General features: G+C 66.5%; 21 protein-coding genes. 11 read left to right on the top strand and 10 right to left on the bottom strand.

Features of this window, described 5'->3' with window-relative positions; genetic code table 11:
* Positions 1-5 precede the first annotated feature (5 nt).
* From V3B41_RS09625 to V3B41_RS09615, 3 genes are all read right to left on the bottom strand, one after another.
* Entirely contained in the window at positions 6-374 is a 369-nt protein-coding gene (locus tag V3B41_RS09625) for a VOC family protein (RefSeq protein ID WP_010487140.1), read from the bottom strand.
* A 68-nt stretch (positions 375-442) separates the two neighbouring features.
* A complete protein-coding gene (locus V3B41_RS09620) occupies positions 443-1,210 on the bottom strand; it encodes a DUF6597 domain-containing transcriptional factor (protein ID WP_197650224.1) in 768 nt (255 codons plus the stop codon).
* Between the two features lie 121 nt (positions 1,211-1,331).
* Complete coding sequence (locus V3B41_RS09615; protein WP_004153562.1) at positions 1,332-1,907, bottom strand: Ax21 family protein; 576 nt, start codon at positions 1,905-1,907, stop codon at positions 1,332-1,334.
* A gap of 200 nt (positions 1,908-2,107) precedes the next feature.
* On the opposite strand from V3B41_RS09615, the gene V3B41_RS09610 reads away from it, so the two are divergent.
* The 3 genes from V3B41_RS09610 (at position 2,108) to V3B41_RS09600 (ending at position 4,584) form a co-directional block, all read left to right on the top strand.
* The gene (locus tag V3B41_RS09610) at positions 2,108-3,178 is read left to right on the top strand and encodes a serine hydrolase domain-containing protein (RefSeq protein WP_285310197.1); all 1,071 of its coding nucleotides are present in this window, start codon (positions 2,108-2,110) and stop codon (positions 3,176-3,178) included.
* A 289-nt stretch (positions 3,179-3,467) separates the two neighbouring features.
* On the top strand, positions 3,468-3,740 hold the full coding sequence (locus V3B41_RS09605) for a hypothetical protein (RefSeq protein ID WP_010487149.1): 273 nt from the start codon (positions 3,468-3,470) through the stop codon (positions 3,738-3,740).
* 157 nt (positions 3,741-3,897) lie between these two features.
* Positions 3,898-4,584, top strand: coding sequence for a hypothetical protein (locus V3B41_RS09600; RefSeq protein WP_049429831.1), 687 nt, complete (start codon positions 3,898-3,900; stop codon positions 4,582-4,584).
* 23 nt (positions 4,585-4,607) lie between these two features.
* Here V3B41_RS09600 and arsH read toward each other — a convergent pair whose 3' ends face one another.
* A complete protein-coding gene (gene arsH / locus V3B41_RS09595) occupies positions 4,608-5,336 on the bottom strand; it encodes an arsenical resistance protein ArsH (protein ID WP_197632175.1) in 729 nt (242 codons plus the stop codon).
* 17 nt (positions 5,337-5,353) lie between these two features.
* On the opposite strand from arsH, the gene V3B41_RS09590 reads away from it, so the two are divergent.
* From V3B41_RS09590 to V3B41_RS09575, 4 genes are all read left to right on the top strand, one after another.
* Positions 5,354-5,683, top strand: a complete 330-nt coding sequence (locus tag V3B41_RS09590; protein WP_049429833.1) for a metalloregulator ArsR/SmtB family transcription factor — start codon at positions 5,354-5,356, stop codon at positions 5,681-5,683.
* Between the two features lie 36 nt (positions 5,684-5,719).
* On the top strand, positions 5,720-6,223 hold the full coding sequence (locus tag V3B41_RS09585; RefSeq protein ID WP_329860844.1) for an arsenate reductase ArsC: 504 nt from the start codon (positions 5,720-5,722) through the stop codon (positions 6,221-6,223).
* Positions 6,224-6,230: 7 nt separating this feature from the next.
* Entirely contained in the window at positions 6,231-7,262 is a 1,032-nt protein-coding gene (gene arsB, locus V3B41_RS09580) for an ACR3 family arsenite efflux transporter (RefSeq protein ID WP_329860842.1), read from the top strand.
* Between the two features lie 504 nt (positions 7,263-7,766).
* Entirely contained in the window at positions 7,767-8,141 is a 375-nt protein-coding gene (locus V3B41_RS09575) for a hypothetical protein (protein ID WP_329860840.1), read from the top strand.
* 60 nt (positions 8,142-8,201) lie between these two features.
* On the opposite strand, the gene V3B41_RS09570 is transcribed toward V3B41_RS09575, so the two are convergent.
* Positions 8,202-8,876, bottom strand: coding sequence for an Ivy family c-type lysozyme inhibitor (locus V3B41_RS09570; RefSeq protein ID WP_049429836.1), 675 nt, complete (start codon positions 8,874-8,876; stop codon positions 8,202-8,204).
* A 135-nt stretch (positions 8,877-9,011) separates the two neighbouring features.
* Here V3B41_RS09570 and V3B41_RS09565 point away from each other — a divergent pair, with 135 nt between their 5' ends.
* The gene (locus V3B41_RS09565; RefSeq protein ID WP_329860987.1) at positions 9,012-9,464 is read left to right on the top strand and encodes a nuclear transport factor 2 family protein; all 453 of its coding nucleotides are present in this window, start codon (positions 9,012-9,014) and stop codon (positions 9,462-9,464) included.
* A 153-nt stretch (positions 9,465-9,617) separates the two neighbouring features.
* On the opposite strand, the gene V3B41_RS09560 is transcribed toward V3B41_RS09565, so the two are convergent.
* The 5 genes from V3B41_RS09560 to V3B41_RS09540 form a co-directional block, all read right to left on the bottom strand.
* Positions 9,618-10,643 (bottom strand): NAD(P)H-dependent glycerol-3-phosphate dehydrogenase, encoded by a 1,026-nt coding sequence (locus V3B41_RS09560; protein ID WP_005407597.1) that lies wholly within the window; start codon positions 10,641-10,643, stop codon positions 9,618-9,620.
* Between the two features lie 20 nt (positions 10,644-10,663).
* Positions 10,664-11,182, bottom strand: a complete 519-nt coding sequence (gene secB / locus V3B41_RS09555) for a protein-export chaperone SecB (RefSeq protein ID WP_004153553.1) — start codon at positions 11,180-11,182, stop codon at positions 10,664-10,666.
* Between the two features lie 99 nt (positions 11,183-11,281).
* A complete protein-coding gene (locus V3B41_RS09550; protein ID WP_004153552.1) occupies positions 11,282-11,719 on the bottom strand; it encodes a rhodanese-like domain-containing protein in 438 nt (145 codons plus the stop codon).
* A gap of 57 nt (positions 11,720-11,776) precedes the next feature.
* Positions 11,777-12,202: a hypothetical protein gene (locus V3B41_RS09545; RefSeq protein ID WP_049429838.1), complete on the bottom strand. Its 426-nt coding sequence runs from the start codon at positions 12,200-12,202 to the stop codon at positions 11,777-11,779.
* A gap of 32 nt (positions 12,203-12,234) precedes the next feature.
* On the bottom strand, positions 12,235-12,702 hold the full coding sequence (locus V3B41_RS09540) for a YiiD C-terminal domain-containing protein (RefSeq protein ID WP_100443740.1): 468 nt from the start codon (positions 12,700-12,702) through the stop codon (positions 12,235-12,237).
* A gap of 35 nt (positions 12,703-12,737) precedes the next feature.
* Here V3B41_RS09540 and V3B41_RS09535 point away from each other — a divergent pair, with 35 nt between their 5' ends.
* From V3B41_RS09535 to V3B41_RS09525, 3 genes are all read left to right on the top strand, one after another.
* Positions 12,738-13,547 carry a uroporphyrinogen-III synthase gene (locus tag V3B41_RS09535; RefSeq protein WP_049429840.1) on the top strand — a complete coding sequence of 270 codons (810 nt, stop codon included), beginning with the start codon at positions 12,738-12,740 and terminating at the stop codon, positions 13,545-13,547.
* A 103-nt stretch (positions 13,548-13,650) separates the two neighbouring features.
* Positions 13,651-14,628 (top strand): uroporphyrinogen-III C-methyltransferase, encoded by a 978-nt coding sequence (locus V3B41_RS09530; protein ID WP_049429841.1) that lies wholly within the window; start codon positions 13,651-13,653, stop codon positions 14,626-14,628.
* A 6-nt stretch (positions 14,629-14,634) separates the two neighbouring features.
* Positions 14,635-15,930: a heme biosynthesis HemY N-terminal domain-containing protein gene (locus tag V3B41_RS09525; RefSeq protein ID WP_197632178.1), complete on the top strand. Its 1,296-nt coding sequence runs from the start codon at positions 14,635-14,637 to the stop codon at positions 15,928-15,930.
* The last annotated feature ends 92 nt before the right edge of the window (positions 15,931-16,022 follow it).

The raw sequence follows: 16,022 nt of genomic DNA, 5'->3' as shown, positions 1-16,022 counted from the left end.
AGACCTCAATCCACATCACTCCAGACCGCCAACTCGTAGCCATCCAGATCGCGGAACTGGAAGCGGCGGCCACCAGGAAACGCGAACACCGCCTGCACCACCTCGCCCCCAGCGGCAGTCACACGCTGCTGTGCATCGGCCAGGTCCGCGCAGTAGAGGATCACCAGCGGCCCGCCGTGGGCACGCACCGGCGCGTCGGCCACGAAGCCGCCTTTCAGGCGGCCATCGTCGAACTCGGTGTAGGCCGGCCCGTAGTCGGTGAAGTGCCAACCGAACACCTCGCCGTAGAAGCGTTTGCTGCGGGCGATGTCGGCGACGTTGAATTCGATGTTGTCGATGCGGCGTTCGGCATCGTGAGGTGCGACGTGGCTCATGGCGTGGCTCCGTGGTGGGAGCCCCAGCTTCAATCAACGTGGCATCGCGGTCTTGAACGAAACGGCCATCATTGGCCCCATTCCAGGCGCAGCTCGCGTGCTGTCATGCTGGCAAGCTCACGTGCCTCGCGGCTGAGATGGGCCTGGTCGGCATAGCCGGCCTCGGCGGCCAGCATCGCCAGCGAGTGCTGCGGCAGCGCACGGCTGTGGCGAAGAAAACGTTGCAGGCGCAGGATCCGCTCCAGCGTCTTGGCGCCGTAGCCGAACTGCGACTGGCTGAAGCGCCGCAGGCTGCGCGGACTCAGGCTCAGGCGTGCCGCCAGCGCATCCAGCGTGGCGTCACCAATGGCGAGCGCCTGGAACAGGACATGTGCCCGCTGCGCCGGGGTATCGAGCGCGGACGCACCCATATGCTGTTGCAGGCAGTGCGCCATCCGCTGCAGGCGCTGTGCAGGCGTGGTGTCACCAATGGAGGCCGCCGCCTTGCTCGCCCACGCGCCCTTCAGATCGGCCAGTGGCACGGCCTGGCCGATGATCTCGGCCAAGGGCAGGCCCAGCGCGGCCAATGCCTGGCCGGGACGGAAGCGTGCCCCCAGCACCTGCGCACCGGGTGCCAGCGCCGGGTGCGCGGCCACGCGATCCGGGCCGACCACGAACAACGCACCGTCGCGCCAGAGGATATCCACGCAACCATCGGGCAGTACGGTGATGTGCCCATCGGCATCGGCAGGAAGCTGGCTCTGCCACAGCTGACCAAAGTGGCCGCGCAGCGGCGCAGGCGCCGGATGCTCCTGGTAGGCCGTGCCAGTACCTGCGAGGGGGGAAGGGTCGCCCATGCCGCATTGTGGCGCCACAGGGCCCATAAAAGTGAAGCCCGGCGCGAGGCCGGGCTTCGGTTGGCGTGTGGGAGAGAGAGAGTCACACGCCAGAACAACACGCACTAACGACAGGCGTTTGTTACCAGGTGAAGCGCGGGCCCACGAACCACTCGCGGTCGCCGGCCTTGGCCAGCTTCACTTCGCCACTCAAGCCCCAGTTCTGGTTGAACTTGGCGGTGGCGCCCACGCGGCCGTAGAACTCGCCGTCCGGGTTGTAGCCGTGCTTCTTGCTGAAATCTTCGTAGCCGGCCATCACGTAGCCTTCCACGTACGGGTTGAACGCGGTGCGCACGCCCACTTCGGTGGAGTAGCCGTTGAAGTCCAGGCCACGCTTTTCGTCGTACTTCTGGTACGCAACACGGGCCACCAGGTCGGTGTTCGGTGCGATGCCGTAGTTGTAGCCGACACCCAGGCGCCACTGGTCGACGTCATTCTTGAACTTGTCGGTCTCCTGCGCGCTGTAGTCGCCGAAGATGTGGAAGTTCGGGTGCACCGCCACGGAACCCTTCACCTTCCAGCCATCGGCGTCGCCGCCCTTGGCATCGGTGTTCACGTAGCCGCCTTCAACGTAGTTGTACGACAGGCCATCGGTCGCCGATGCAGCGAACGGCAGAGCAGCCAGAAGACCCAGGGCGAGCAGCGAATTCTTGTTCATCGGGACACACCTTTAATTATTTTGGTTTCGTCGACCGCCTCCCGGGAGGGGGAGAGAGAGGAGGTGGTCGACAGGTGTGAATTATCCGTTAGGGGGTCTAATCGACCCTGAATATTGAACTGACTGGTGTATAAATAAGGCTCCCGTTCAGGGAACTCCAACTGCGGTGCGTACGCATCAATCCAACCCAGGGTCGCGAGATGAAGAGATTGGCTTGCCTGCTTCTGCTGCTCACGATGCCGATGCTTGCGCACGGTGCGCATGCAGCCGCCTCCGCGGCGGGGGTCAATGCGGGCACGCTGGATGACTTCCTCGATCAGGTCGAGAAAAGCAACGCAGGCGTCGGCAGCGTATCCATCTTCAGGAATGGCCACGAGGTCTACAACAGAAGCTTCGGGCAGAACAGCCTGCCGCCCGTCGCGCACGACGACAGCACCCGCTACCAGATCGCCTCGGTGACCAAGATGGTCACCGCCATCCTGGCGTTCAAGCTGGTCGAAGAAGGCCGGTTGAGCCTGGACGATCACCTGTCGGACTTCTTCCCCGACATGCCGTCGGCGCAGCAGATCACCGTTGGCCATCTGCTGGCGCATTCCAGTGGCCTGGGCAACTTCGCGATAAAGGACGGCGCGGTCTGGGTGGTGGACGAGGTTAGCCAGGCACGGATCCTCGACGAGATACGAAGGCAGGGCACTGCGTTCGAGCCGGGGACGCGCGTGGCCTACTCCAACTCTGCCTACCTGCTGCTGCGGATGATCCTGGAACAGCGCTACGGCACCGACTACCAGCACATCGTCGAACAGCAGATTGCAGAACCGCTGGCGTTGCAGCACTTCGCTGCAGCACCGTCGCACACCGCCAACACCTTCAAGTCCTATGCATACGCAGGGCAGTGGAACGAGATCAAGGACATCGCGTACACCAACGTCATCGGCGTGGGCGACATCGCCGGCACCACGCGCGAACTGAACGTGCTGATCAACGCGCTGTTCCACAACCGGTTGCTGCGCAGGGAAAGCCTCGACCGGATGACGCCGGTTGCCGGCGCGGGCTGGGGAAAAGGACTGGCCGAGTTCCCGTTCGGTGAGCAGCGCTTCCTGGGCCACGCTGGCGATGTACTGGGCTCTCATTCGCGCGTCATCTACAACCCTGCCGATGATGTGTCGATCGCGTACTCCACCAATGGCGAGCGCATTCCAACCTCTGACTTCCTGCAGACCCTCGTTGGCATTGTCTACGGCAGTGGCTTCACGCTGCCGGCCTTGAAGTAGCCATACGCGCCGATCTACCGGGCAACGGGCAATCCGTGTTTGCAGCCTGTATGAACACGCGAAAGCCTCACAGGGTGATATCGGCTTCATACAGATGAATTGGCTGTTCTGAACAGGCACAAGGCGATCGGCCGGCGTACATCAGCTCGCCTGATCCCGCTTGTTAATGCTGGGTCAGAAGCGGACTTCACAACCCATCCACGTATTCAAATTTCAGCTGAAAGCGCTTGTCAGCAGCGGGAACAAACGCCGCTATATTCCAGCTTCCCCAGACGAAGGAGGGAGTGCAATGAACCTGAACCCGCAACACATGAAGACGGCCCGCGCACTTGCTGTAGCGCTCATCGCCACCGTCAGCCTTGGCGCCTGCGCCTCTTACAAGAACGAGTTTGCAACCATCAACTCGCGTCTCGATCAGCTCGACGTAAAGGTGCAGGGTGCTGCGCAGAGCGCGGAGTCCGCCAACCAGTCCGCGCAGCAGGCCAACCAGCGTCTGGACCAGATCGAAGGTCGCGTGCAGCAGCTTGAAAGGGCACCGGCCGGCCGCAAGCCGCGCGGGTAATTGCTCCCTCACTGTTTGAATTGATCCACCTCTGTATCGGGAGCCAGTGGCCTTCGCCGGCCACTGGCGTCCTTCCACCCAGGATTGCATTGCAAGGAGCCGTCCCATTCGTACCTACTCCTCCCCTGCACGCCGCGCCCTCCATGCCGCACTGGCCATGGCGCTGGTCGTTGCATGCAGCGGCGTAGCCAACGCCAGGGACAAGGACGCACCTGCACCACCGGTGGCCGCCGTTGATGAACTTCCACCTGACCAGGGCGTGTCCGAAACGGTGATCGAACTGGCCGGCTGGGTGGTGGCCAGCAAGGATAACCAGGGCTATCCGTTTGCAGTCATGGACAAGGCGGCGGCGCAGGTTCTGATCTTCAGCGGCGACGGAAAGCTGCGTGGCGCGGCACCGGCGCTGTTCGGTTCGGCCATCGGCGACCACTCCGCACCCGGCGTCGCCAAGCTCGCACTGAGCGCGATTCCTGGCCACGACCGCACCACGCCGGCCGGCCGCTTCATTGGTGGCTACGGCCCCTCCGACGATGCCGGGCGCGTGCTGTGGGTGGACTACGATTCGGCCGTTTCAATGCATCCGCTGCCACCGGGCAGCCCGAAGGAGAAGCGCGCCGAGCGCTTGGCATCGCCCACGCCGGACGACAACCGCGTCACCCACGGTTGCATCAACGTCTCGCCCGCGTTCTACGGGCAGATCGTGCAGCCCATGTTCGAGAAGGGCGGCGTGTTCTACATCCTGCCGGACAAGGATTCGATCGCGAAGACCTTTCCGGAATTCGCGCAGAGCCGCGGGGATGCGAAGGACGAAGACGAGAAGGGCGCGCGGCGCGCAAGCAAGTAATACGTCGATCGGCGAATTGGAATTCAGGAAGCCGCAGCCCCTGCGGCCCTCGCCAATGCAGCGGCGTGCGCGGCGCCCTTGCGCTCGCTGTAGCGGTCCACCAGGTAGTCCGACCGCCCTCGCGTCAGCAGCGTGAACTTCACAAGCTCCTCCATCACATCCACCACGCGGTCGTAGTACGGCGAGGGCTTCATGCGCCCATCGTCATCGAATTCCTGCCAGGCCTTGGCCACCGACGACTGGTTGGGAATGGTCAGCATGCGCATCCACCGGCCGAGCACGCGCAACGTGTTGACCGTGTTGAACGACTGCGAACCGCCGCTCACCTGCATCACCGCCAGCGTCCTGCCTTGTGTGGGCCGCACGCTGCCATCTTCCAGCGGCAACCAGTCGATCTGGTTCTTGAACACACCGGTGATCGTCCCGTGCCGCTCGGGGCTGACCCAGACCTGGCCTTCCGACCACTGCGACCACGCACGCAGCCGCTGCACTTCGGGGTGGCTCGTGTCCACGCTGTCCAGCATGGGCAGCGCATGCGGATCGAACACCCGGGTCTCGCACCCCAGGTGACGCAGCAGCCGTTCGGCTTCCAGCGCCAGCTTGCGGCTGAACGACTGCGGCCGCAGTGAGCCGTAGAGCAGGAGGATGCGTGGCGGCCCCAGATCGGCGGCGGCGAGCTGGCGGTGATCGGGCTGGGGCAATGACGATTCCACCAGGTTGGGCAGGTGGGTACTTGTGATCGGCTTATTCATTCGACTATTCTAGAAATATGGAAACGTTGAATGCAATCGCCGCCCTGACTGCCCTGGGTCACGCCACCCGCCTGGCGGCTTTCCGCCTGCTGGTGGAGGCTGGCCCGGCAGGTCGCATGGCGGGCGACATCGCCACGGCCCTGCAGGTGCCCCCAGCCACGCTCAGCTTCCACCTGAAGGAGCTGGTGCAGGCCGGGCTGGTGGAGAGCGAAAACCAGGGCCGCCATGTCTGCTATCGGGCCAACTTCGGCGCCATGAACGGCTTGATCGAGTACCTGACGCACAACTGCTGCGCGGGCTCGCCTGACGCGGAGTGCGCACCCGCAGCACCTGCGTGCAAGTGCTGACACCGCACACGACCTTCCCCATCGAAGCGATTGCCCATGACCCGTTCTGTCCTGTTCCTCTGTACCGGCAACAGCGCCCGCAGCGTGCTTGCTGAAGCCACCCTGCGCGCCTGGGGCGGCGATCGCTTCAGCGCATTCAGTGCGGGCAGCCAGCCCACTGGCCAGATCAACCCCTTCGCGCTGGCCCAGTTGCAGGCCGAAGGAATGCCCATTGAAGGGCTGCGCAGCAAGTCGTGGGATGAGTTCGTGGATGCAGCACCGATGGATCTGGTGATCACCGTGTGTGATGCAGCCGCAGCGGAGGCCTGCCCTGTGGTGTTCGGTGACTTCGTCCGCAGCCACTGGGGCCTGCCCGATCCGGCGGCCGTAGCGGGTAGCGATGCCGACAAGGCCGCAGCATTCGCGCAGGCCCATGCCATCGGGAAGCTGCGACTGCGTGCATTGCTCGCGTTGCCCGAATCGGTGTGGTCCGACCGCACGGCGCTGCAGCAGGCGCTGGACCGGATCGGCCGGCTGCTGCCGACCGACGGCGTGCAGTGACGGTGCCATGAGCCTGTTCGAGCGACACCTGACGCTGTGGGTTGTGCTGTGCATTGCGGCTGGCACCCTGCTGGGCCACGTCCTGCCCGGCGCTTTTGCCGCGCTGGCATCCGCAGAGGTCGCCAAGGTCAACCTGCCGGTTGCGGTGCTGATCTGGCTGATGATCATCCCGATGCTGCTGAAGGTCGACTTCGCTGCGATGCGCCAGTTGCAGCAGCACTGGAAGGGCATCGGCGTAACGCTGTTCATCAACTGGGCCGTGAAGCCATTCTCGATGGCGCTGCTGGGCTGGCTATTCCTGCGCCATGCCTTCGCCGACTGGTTGCCAGCAGCACAGATCGACAGCTACATCTCCGGGTTGATCCTGCTGGCAGCCGCACCCTGCACCGCCATGGTGTTCGTGTGGAGCAACCTGTGCCGCGGTGATGCCAACTTCACCCTGAGCCAGGTGGCGTTGAACGACGCGATCATGGTGGTTGCCTACGCGCCGGTGGTTGCACTGCTGCTGGGCCTGTCGGCGATCACCGTGCCGTGGGATACGCTGCTGCTGTCGGTGGGCCTCTACATCGTGGCGCCGGTGCTGGTGGCTGCGTTGCTGCGGCGCTGGATCCTGATGCGTCGTGGCGAGGCAGCGTTGCAGCGGGTGCTTCGCAAGCTTGGGCCCGTCTCGCTGTGTGCGCTGCTGCTCACACTGGTCCTGCTGTTCGGCTTCCAGGGCCAGCAGATCGTGAAGCAGCCGCTGGTGATCGCACTGATTGCGGTGCCGATCCTGATCCAGGTCTATTTCACTTCCGGCCTGGCTTACCTGCTCAATCGTCGCCTGGGCGTGGCGCATTGCGTGGCCGGCCCTTCGGCGTTGATTGGTGCCAGCAACTTCTTCGAATTGGCGGTTGCCAGCGCGGTGGGACTGTTCGGCGTGCATTCGGGGGCGGCGCTGGCCACCGTGGTGGGCGTGCTGATCGAGGTGCCGGTGATGCTGTCCGTGGTGCGGATCGTGAACCGTACTCAGGGCTGGTATGAGAGGCGCGGGGAGCGCTGACAGATCAGGCGCGCGGCCAGCGTGGTCCTGCGGTGTCGATGTCCGATCCGACGTGCCGCTGTCGCTATTGCCTTGGTGATGCCGCCCCACGCCACACCCTCAACTTCGATCCGTGTCGCATATTGCCAAAGCCGCTGCGGCCATTGCGCCGCCTCGATCTTCGGCAACTCAACAGCATGCAAGAATGCTGAAAGCGTCTTCGATCGAATGCTGTTTGCAACTTGTCTGATTGGCGTTGCGCAGCGACGGCGGTACAGATGACGTGCCACCGGAAAAGGGTGGCCGGGACTCGAAAACCCGTCAGATCACGAACGTTGTTTTGCGCTTGCCGGCCGGCGTCACCTTGTGTGGCGCCGGTCGGTAATCCGTCTGCCGGCCATGGCGGGCGGAGCGTGGAGGCCTTGCGCCTGCCGGTCTTGTTCGTGATCTCCCGGTTTTCGAGCCACGTCTCCGCCTGCCACCTCTGCGTGGCGGCTGCCGTCTGTCCTGCACGGAGCCCTTGCCATGAGCACACCCGAATCCTCCCGCCTGCGCGCGCAGTACGTGCCCGCCAACGCGGACGCGCCCTCGGAAACACCGCACCCGCACGATCCGCACGGTTTCATCGCCACGCTCGACCGCATCGGCCAGGGCGCGGCCGCCGACGGCCAGCCCTGGCCCGAACGTCATCAGATGCCAGGGCGCCGCATGGCGCTGGCCGACGCGGACTGTGCGTTGGCCGGGCTGCGCGTGGCGCTGGAAATGCTGCTGGCTGCCGAGCGCGTGCGCCAGAACGGACCCGACAAGGAGTACGTGGGCGACCGCGTGATGGAGGGCCTGATGATGGCCAGTCTGTCGCTGGCCGCACAGGTCAGTGCACGCATGCGGCCGGAAGGGTGATACGGGGAACAACGCTCACTGCAGCGCCGGGCACGGCCCGGCGCTGCAGAGCGCGCCACATCACTCGCAGAGCGCGCTGTCTTCCTTCAACGCGGCATCCTGCAGTGGCTGGCGCTGTTCGATCTGCGCACGCTGTTCCGCCGTCGGTTCGCCCAGCCACCACACACGGCAGCGCGCGGTAAGACGGCCGACCAGCTTCGACTGATCGGGCGAGTACAGCATCGCCAACGCGGTGCCGGGGCAATCGTGGGCCTGGCAGGCGGTGTAGAACCACCACGGCTCGCCCTGCAGCACTACCAGCTCGCCAGGGCCGCTGGGTCCGCTCAACAGGCGCTTGCGCAGCGACGGAATGTCCTTGTCGGTGGATTCGGCGTCCTGCGTGCCCTTCATCAGCGCATCGAACGCGGCCAGCACCTTCGGGTCCTTGCGGCCGCAGTCGTCCACGGTGTTGCCGCCCACCAGGGTGAAGAAGTGGGTCGCCAGCGGATTGTCCGCGCAGGTCAGTTCGCCGCCGGCGTCCGGGTCTTCCGGTTCGCCTTCGTTGTCCCACACCGCGGGATCCACGCCGTCTTCGATGGACGGTTCCTTCTCGACCACGGTGGCCGTGGCGGCCGGTGCTTCAGTCGTCGGCGCTGGCGCCGCAGCAGGTGCAGTCCCGCCAGTCTTCTCAGGTGCCTGCCCGCAGGCTGCCAGCAGCGCCGCCATCATCGCCATCCCTGTGATCCGCATCTTCATCGCGTGTCCTTGTCTGATCTGCGCTGCATCCGCCGAATTGGCGGCCGCGTGATTCTAACCAGCACCGCGCTAGGATGCGTTTGTAGCTTCCCGTCATCGCCTGGAGCCGGACGCATGCGCCGTACACCACTCGCCATGATCTTCTGCAGTGCCCTGCTGCTGGCAACGCCGGCAATTGCCCACGATTCAGAAGCCACGACGTCTGCGCACCTGCCCGATACCCCCCTGCCCGCACCGCTGGATCGCGTACTGCGCGATTACGAGCAGGCGTGGCGCACCGGTGATGCCAAGGCACTGGCTGCGCTGTTCGCCGAAGATGGCTTTGTGCTGCAGAGCAACCAGCCGCCGGTGCGCGGCCGCAGCGCGATCGAGGCCGCGTATGCCGGCCAGGGCAGCAGCCCGTTGCGGTTGCGCGCGTTGGCGTATGCAGTGGAGGGGAACACGGGTTACATCATCGGTGCCTACGGCTACGGCAACAACGTGGGCGATACCGGCAAGTTCACGCTCACGCTGAAGCGTGAGGGCGATGGGCCGTGGCTGGTCTTTTCGGACATGGACAACGCCAACGCGCCGCCACGGGCGCGGTGATCGGGCGTTGCAGTAGATCCACGCCATGCGTGGATATGCAGCGCGCGTGATGCCAAGCAAGCTTGGCACCCATCAATGCCTGTCTCCGGTCCGGCACCCGCATGGGGTACTCCCTGATGAAAAAACCCCGGCGCGAAGCCGGGGTTTTTCGATTCACTTGAACAGTGTGTCCGGGTATTCCGGTTTCTGTTCCCGCGCCAGCAATGCGCGCAGGCCTTCTTCCGGTGTCTGCTCGCCGTGCAGTACGGCGCGCACGCGGTCGGAGATCGGCAGGTCGATGCCATGGCGGCGTGCCTGTCGCATCACTTCGTCGGCAGTCTGCACCGACTCGACCACCTGGCCGATTTCGCGCACGGCATCCTGCAGCGTCTGGCCACGGCCCAGGGCAAGCCCCAGGCGGCGGTTGCGCGACAGGTCGCCGGTGCAGGTCAGCACCAGATCGCCCAGGCCGGCCAGGCCCATCAGCGTTTCCGGCTTGGCACCGATGGCAGCGGCCAGGCGCAGCATCTCGTTGAGGCCACGGGTGATCAGCCCGGCACGGGCGTTGAGGCCCAACTGCATGCCATCGGCCACGCCGGTGGCCACGGCCAGCACGTTCTTCATCGCACCGCCCAGCTCGGCACCGACCATGTCGTCGCCGGTGTAGGCACGGAACGCCGGGCCATGCATCGCCTCGGCCACCGTCTGCGCGAACTCGGGCACGTCGCCATGCACGGTGATCGCGGTCGGCAGGCCTTGGGTCACTTCCTTGGCGAACGACGGGCCGGTGACGACGGCCAGCGGCACGTCCTCGCCCAGCACTTCGCGCGCTACTTCATGCAGGAAGCGGCCCGAACCGGGTTCGAAGCCCTTGGTGGCCCAGGCCACGCCGGCACCGGCCGGGCGCAGCGGCGCCAGCGCACGCACGGTTTCACCGAAGGCGTGCGACGGGGTCACCACCAGGATCCAGGCCGCGCCCTCCACCGCCGACGCCAGGTCGGTGGTGGCACGCAGGCTGTCCGGCAGCGGGATGCCCGGCAGGTAACGCGGGTTCTCGTGGCGCTGGTCGATGGCTTCGACCACGGCAGCGTCGCGCCCCCACAGCACGGTCGGGTGACCGTGCCGTGCGAGCAGGCTGGCCAGCGCGGTTCCCCAGGAACCGGCGCCCAGCACGGCGATCTTGTCAGCGGTAGTGCTCATCCGTGACGTCGCGGCAGGAATCAGGCGTTGCCGGCCGGCTCGGAGTCAGCCAGCGACGGTGCGTCGCCCTGCTCCTGGCGCTGGCGCAGGGTTTCTGCGTACAGGCCTTCGAAGTTGATCGGCTGCAGGAAGAACGGCGGGAAGCCGCCGGCCTGGATCAGGTCGCTGACCAGCTGGCGCACGTACGGGAACAGGATGTTCGGGCACTGGGTGCCGAGCAGCACGTCGATCGACTGCGGGTCCAGGCCGACCAGGCCGAACACGCCGGCCTGCTTCACTTCGGCCACGTAGGCGGTGCGCTCACCGGCCTGGCAGGTCAGGGTGACGGCCAGCACGACTTCGAAGGCGTTTTCACCCAGGCGCTGCACCTGCTGGTTCAGGTTCAGCTGCAGCTCCGGCTGCACCTGGTCATTGAAGATGGTCGGAGCGTTCGGCGACTCGAAGGAGACGTCCTTGACGTAGATCTTCTCGACGGTGAAAGCGGGGCCGGTGGCGGCATCGACCGGCGCAGCAGCGCCGTTGGTGATCTCTTCGGACATTTCCAGTAACTCCAATGAATGCAATGAAAACGATGGTCGAATTACTGCGATGGGGGCGGCATCAGGCCCATACAAGGCCGGATCCGCCACCTGCGGCAATCAGTTGCGGCCCTTGACCAGCGGCAGCTCGGCCTGCTGCCAGGCGGGAATGCCGCCGTCGAGCACGTAGACCTTCTCGAAGCCGGCCTTCTTCAGTGCCTTGGCGGCGGTTTCCGAGGCGTTGCCGCTGCGGCACACCAGCACCACCGGCGACTGCTTGGCATTGGCCACCAGCTTGTTGTCCGGGCCGAAGGCACTGGCCTGGGCGTTGCGGCTGCCGGCAATGTGGCCCTTCTCGAAGTCACCGCTGGCCGACAGGTCGACCACCACCGTGCCACCCGCGTTCATCAGCTGGGTCAGTTCGGCGGGCTTGATGCCCTTGAAGCCCCGGAACAGGCGGCGGATCTCGGTGACGATGATGGCCACGGTCAGGCCGACCAGGGCCGCGGACAGCATCGGGTTTCGGCCTGCAAAGGCCAGCAACTCTTCGTAATTCACTCAGGTCACGGGTCGATTAAGCGGGCGCCGATTGTCGCACAAGCCGGACGCGGCCCGTCACTGCCCCTTCCACAGGTCCGGCAGGCCGGCGGTCTGCCACCAGCGCTTGGCCTCCGGATCCCAGCGCCAGCGCTCGACCACCATCACGGTGCGTTCGGCCTGGGTGTTCTGGTTGATCACCCCGATTTCGACCCGGCGCTCGACCAGGCCGCCTTCCAGCGCCGCGCTGCTGCGCTCGCGGTAGGACGACACGCGCAGCTGCGCGTAGCGGTTGAGCTCGAACTCGGTGGGCGGCTTTTCCTTGCGCTGCTTGGGGTCCAGATAGCCGATGGCATCGTCCATGCTGCCCCAGCGGATGGTCGCCCCATAGGCGATCTGGGTCTCTTCCAGCAGCTTTCGCTGCTTGCGGCTGAGGTCGTCGGCCGAGGCGGCGGCGCTGGCCAGCAGCAGGGAACAGATCAGGAACTGGATGAGGCGGCGCATCGGTGGTTTCCCCAGAACGTCAGCCTGCCATCCTACCCTCTGGCGAAGGCAACAAAGCGCCCGCTGAACTCGGCGGCGGGCTTGCCATCGGCGCCGGGCTGGGTGGCGATGATGCTGATGCGGGCCTTGCGGCGCTGGCGGAAGGTATTCAGGAAGGCGTCCCAGCCGCTGGCTTCGGCCGCTTCGGCATGGGCATGCAGGTCTTCGTAGACCGGGGCCAGGTAGCGCAGGTTGCTGTCGGCCACGTAGACCTCGGCATCGTGGCCGGCCAGGCGCAGGCGCAGGCTGACCAGTGCCCAGCCCGACAGGGTCAGCACCGAGGCCAGGCTGCCACCGAAGGCATTGCCCTTGTCGTTGACGTTGGCGGCCAGCGGCGCGGTGATGCGCAGCACGCCGTCGGCATAGCCGTCGAGCTGGATCTGCATGGCGCGGACCGCCGGCATGCAGTCCAGCACGTCCTGCAGGGCGGCCAACGAGGAAGTCAGGGCATCAACGGACATCGGAGCAGCGACCACGACAACGAAGGGCCCGCATAATGCAGGCAATGGCCGACCATACGATACCCACTGGCGCTGCCGGTTCCGAGGCGGGCTGGACCTTCATTTCGCTGCGCCCGCGGGGCCAGAATGCGACGCTGCGCCGCGCCGTTGCTGGGCTGGGCGGGCATGTCGTGGCCCTGCCGCCCTGGCGCTTGCAACGCCTGCAGGGCACGCCAGTGGTGCGCCAGCTGCAACGCGCGCTGAACTGCGATCGGGTGGTGTTCACCAGCCCGGCTGCGGTGGCCGCAGCCGCCACGCTGCTGCCGCTGGCCGAGGCGCAGCGCAGTCCTTGGCTGACGGTGGGCGAAGGCACCGCGCGCGCGTTGCGGGCGCAGGGCATTGACCAGGTGCATGCACCGCAGCGGATGGACAGCGAAGGCCTGCTCGCCCTGCCGGTTCTGGCGCAGGTGCAGGGCCTGCGCATCGGCCTGGTCACCGCCCCCGGTGGACGCGGCCTCATTGGTGCGCAGCTGCAAGCGGCCGGCGCCACCCTCGAACGCGCCGACGTCTATCAGCGCCGTCTGCTGGGCCTGCCACCGCGTATGTTGGCCCGGCTGGAGCGTTCAGCGTATCCCTGGGTGCTTGCGGTCAGCAGTGGCGAAGCGCTTCAGCATTTCTGGCGCCAGATTCCGCCTGTGCTGCAGCACCGCCTGCGGGCACATGCCAGCATCGTGGTCGCCAGCGACCGGCTGGGTGAACAGGCTCGCGGCCTGGGCCTGCACCGGGTCGTGCGCAGTGCCGGGCCAACCACTGAACAATTGGTCGCCGCTGCACACGCCACGCTCACCGGCCCGGCAGCGACCTGAACAGGGACGTGCGTCACGCTTGCCGCTGCCGTCGGCAACAGTGATGCTGTGCACAACGCGGCCTGCCGGAACCGACTGGCAACACAGCCGACAAGGAAGCCCGATGAACGACACTCCGCCCGCTGCTCCACCCCATCGACCCGTGCGCTGGCTGCTGCCGCTGGCCGGGGTGGTCGTGCTGGGTGCGGGCGGCTATGCCGGCTGGTACTTCTGGCAGCAGCAACAGGAAGAGCAGTACGCGCAGGCGCAGACCACCGCCGTGCAGCTGCAGGGCCTGGAAGCCACGCTGGACGCGCTGCGCCGCGACCAGCGCGCGACCAGCCAGCGCCTGCAGGATGCGGCGGCCACCAACCGCGTGCTGCGCGACGAGATGCTGGGCCTCTCGCAGCGCAGTGCGCTGCTGGAAGAGAACCTGGCCAAGCTGGCCGACAGCGCCAACCAGGGGCGCCAGGCGGTACAGCGCGATGAGGCCGAACTGCTGCTGACCCAGGCCGCGCAGCGCCTCAACTACGCCGACGACGTGGACGGCGCGCGCCGCCTGTACGCACAGGCTGCCACCGCGCTGGCCGACCTTCCCGACAGCGAAGGCCTGAACCTGCGCCAGGCGCTGGTGCAGGAGCGCGATGCGCTCGATGCACTGGGCGCCGGCCCGCGCGTGCAGTCGCTGCAGCGCCTGGATGCCTTGGCCAAGGCACTGCAGGGGCTGCCCTCGCACGTGACCGGCAACGCTGCGACCGCCCCCGCAAAACCATGGTGGCAATCGACGCTGGCCCCGTTCGTGGACATCACACCGAGCCGCCAGAACGGCCCGCTGACCGCTGCCGAACGCCGCAATGCCGACGATGCATTGCAACTGGAACTGACCCTGGCGCGCGCCGCGATCGAACGTGGCGACCGCGCCGGCCGCGATACCGCGTTGGCACGCGTGGAGCACTGGGCACAGCGACGCTGGCCGGATTCACCGGCCCTGCGCGCGCAACGTGCTGAACTGAAGGCCTTGCGCGAGCTTCCGCTGCAGGCCAGCAACGCCGTTCTTGGCAGCACCCTGCAGCAACTGCGCACCCAGACCGACCGGAGGTAATCCCGCATGAAACCCCTGCAATCCCTGGTCGTGCTGTTGCTGGCCGTGGCCATCGGCGTGGTCGCCGCGCAATGGCTCGGCGCCGATGACCTCAACCGCTTCGGCGAAGTGACCCTGCGCTACGGCGGCTACGACTATCACAGCAACCTGCCGAAGGTAGCGCTGCTGTCGGTGATCGCGGTGCTGGTGCTGTGGCTGCTGTGGAGCCTGATTGCCGCACCGTTCCGGGCCTGGGGCCGCTACCGCCGCAAGCAGGGCCGGGTGCGCCTGATCGACGGCCTGCAGGCATACGAACATGGCCAGTGGCAGCGTGCCGAGAAGCTGCTGGACGGCGCGGCCAAGGACCCGGAAGTGAGCGCGGTGGCGCTGGCCAACGCTGTGCGCAGCGCACAGGCGCGTGCCGACGGCCCCGCCGGTGAAGCACTGCTGCAGCGCCTGGGCGAAAGCGATGCCACGCTGCAGGCGCTGCTGCGCGCCGAACAGCTGTTGGCGCGCGACCTGCCGGTGGATGCGATCAATGCCCTGGACGTAGCGGCAATCCAGCCGCTGCCGCCACGCGGCCTGTGGCTGCGTACCGAAGCGCTGGCCCGCGCCGGCCGCGCCCACGAGGCCTATGGCCAGCTGGGTGCGCTGCGCCAGAGCAAGGTGCTGCCGACCGACGCGAACAGCGAACTGGAAGCACGCCTGGCGGCACAGGCGCTGTTGGAAGCGGCCGACGTCAATGCGCTGGCCGCGCAGTGGGAGGCCACGCCGAAGGCGCTGCGCCCCACCCCGGACGTGGTGGGCGCGTATGCCAGCCGTGCGGTAGCACTGAACTGGGACGAGCCCGCGCTGCTGGCGCTGGAACAGGCCCTGGACCATCGCTGGGACGACGAGCTGGTGGCGCTGTATGGCCGACTGCCGGCCGAGCGCCTGGCCACCCGCCAGAGCAACCTGGCGCGCTGGCGCAACGTACATGACGACTCGGCCGCGCTGCGCCTGGCACAGGGCCGCGTGGCGCTGGCCCAGCAGCAGTGGGATGCCGCCGATGCGTTCCTGCACGAAGCCATCGCCGCGGGCGCGGGTGCGCCGGCATGGGAAGCGCTGGGTGAACTGTTCGCGCAGCGTGGCGAACACGCGCTGGCCGCGCAGTGCCTGGCCAATGCACTGCGCCTGCAGCGTGGCGAGGACAGCGTGGAGCTGGTTCGCGGCATTGAAGCGCCGTCGCGGGCCACGGTGGAAGAGCAGCCGATCGCGGTGCAGCCGCCGGTGTATGACGCCAACGAAGAGCGCGACGAATTCGGTAATCCGCGGTTGCCGTAAGCATGGCTGAGGTGTGCCGGCCAACGGTCGGCACCCACCGGAGCAACCAACGAAAACGCCGCCCATCGGGCGGCGTTTTCATATGTGGAACC

The sequence above is a fragment of the Stenotrophomonas sp. SMYL89 genome, from assembly GCF_036319985.1.
Lineage (GTDB): Bacteria > Pseudomonadota > Gammaproteobacteria > Xanthomonadales > Xanthomonadaceae > Stenotrophomonas > Stenotrophomonas maltophilia_Q.
This window is presented reverse-complemented; position numbering and strand designations above follow the sequence as displayed.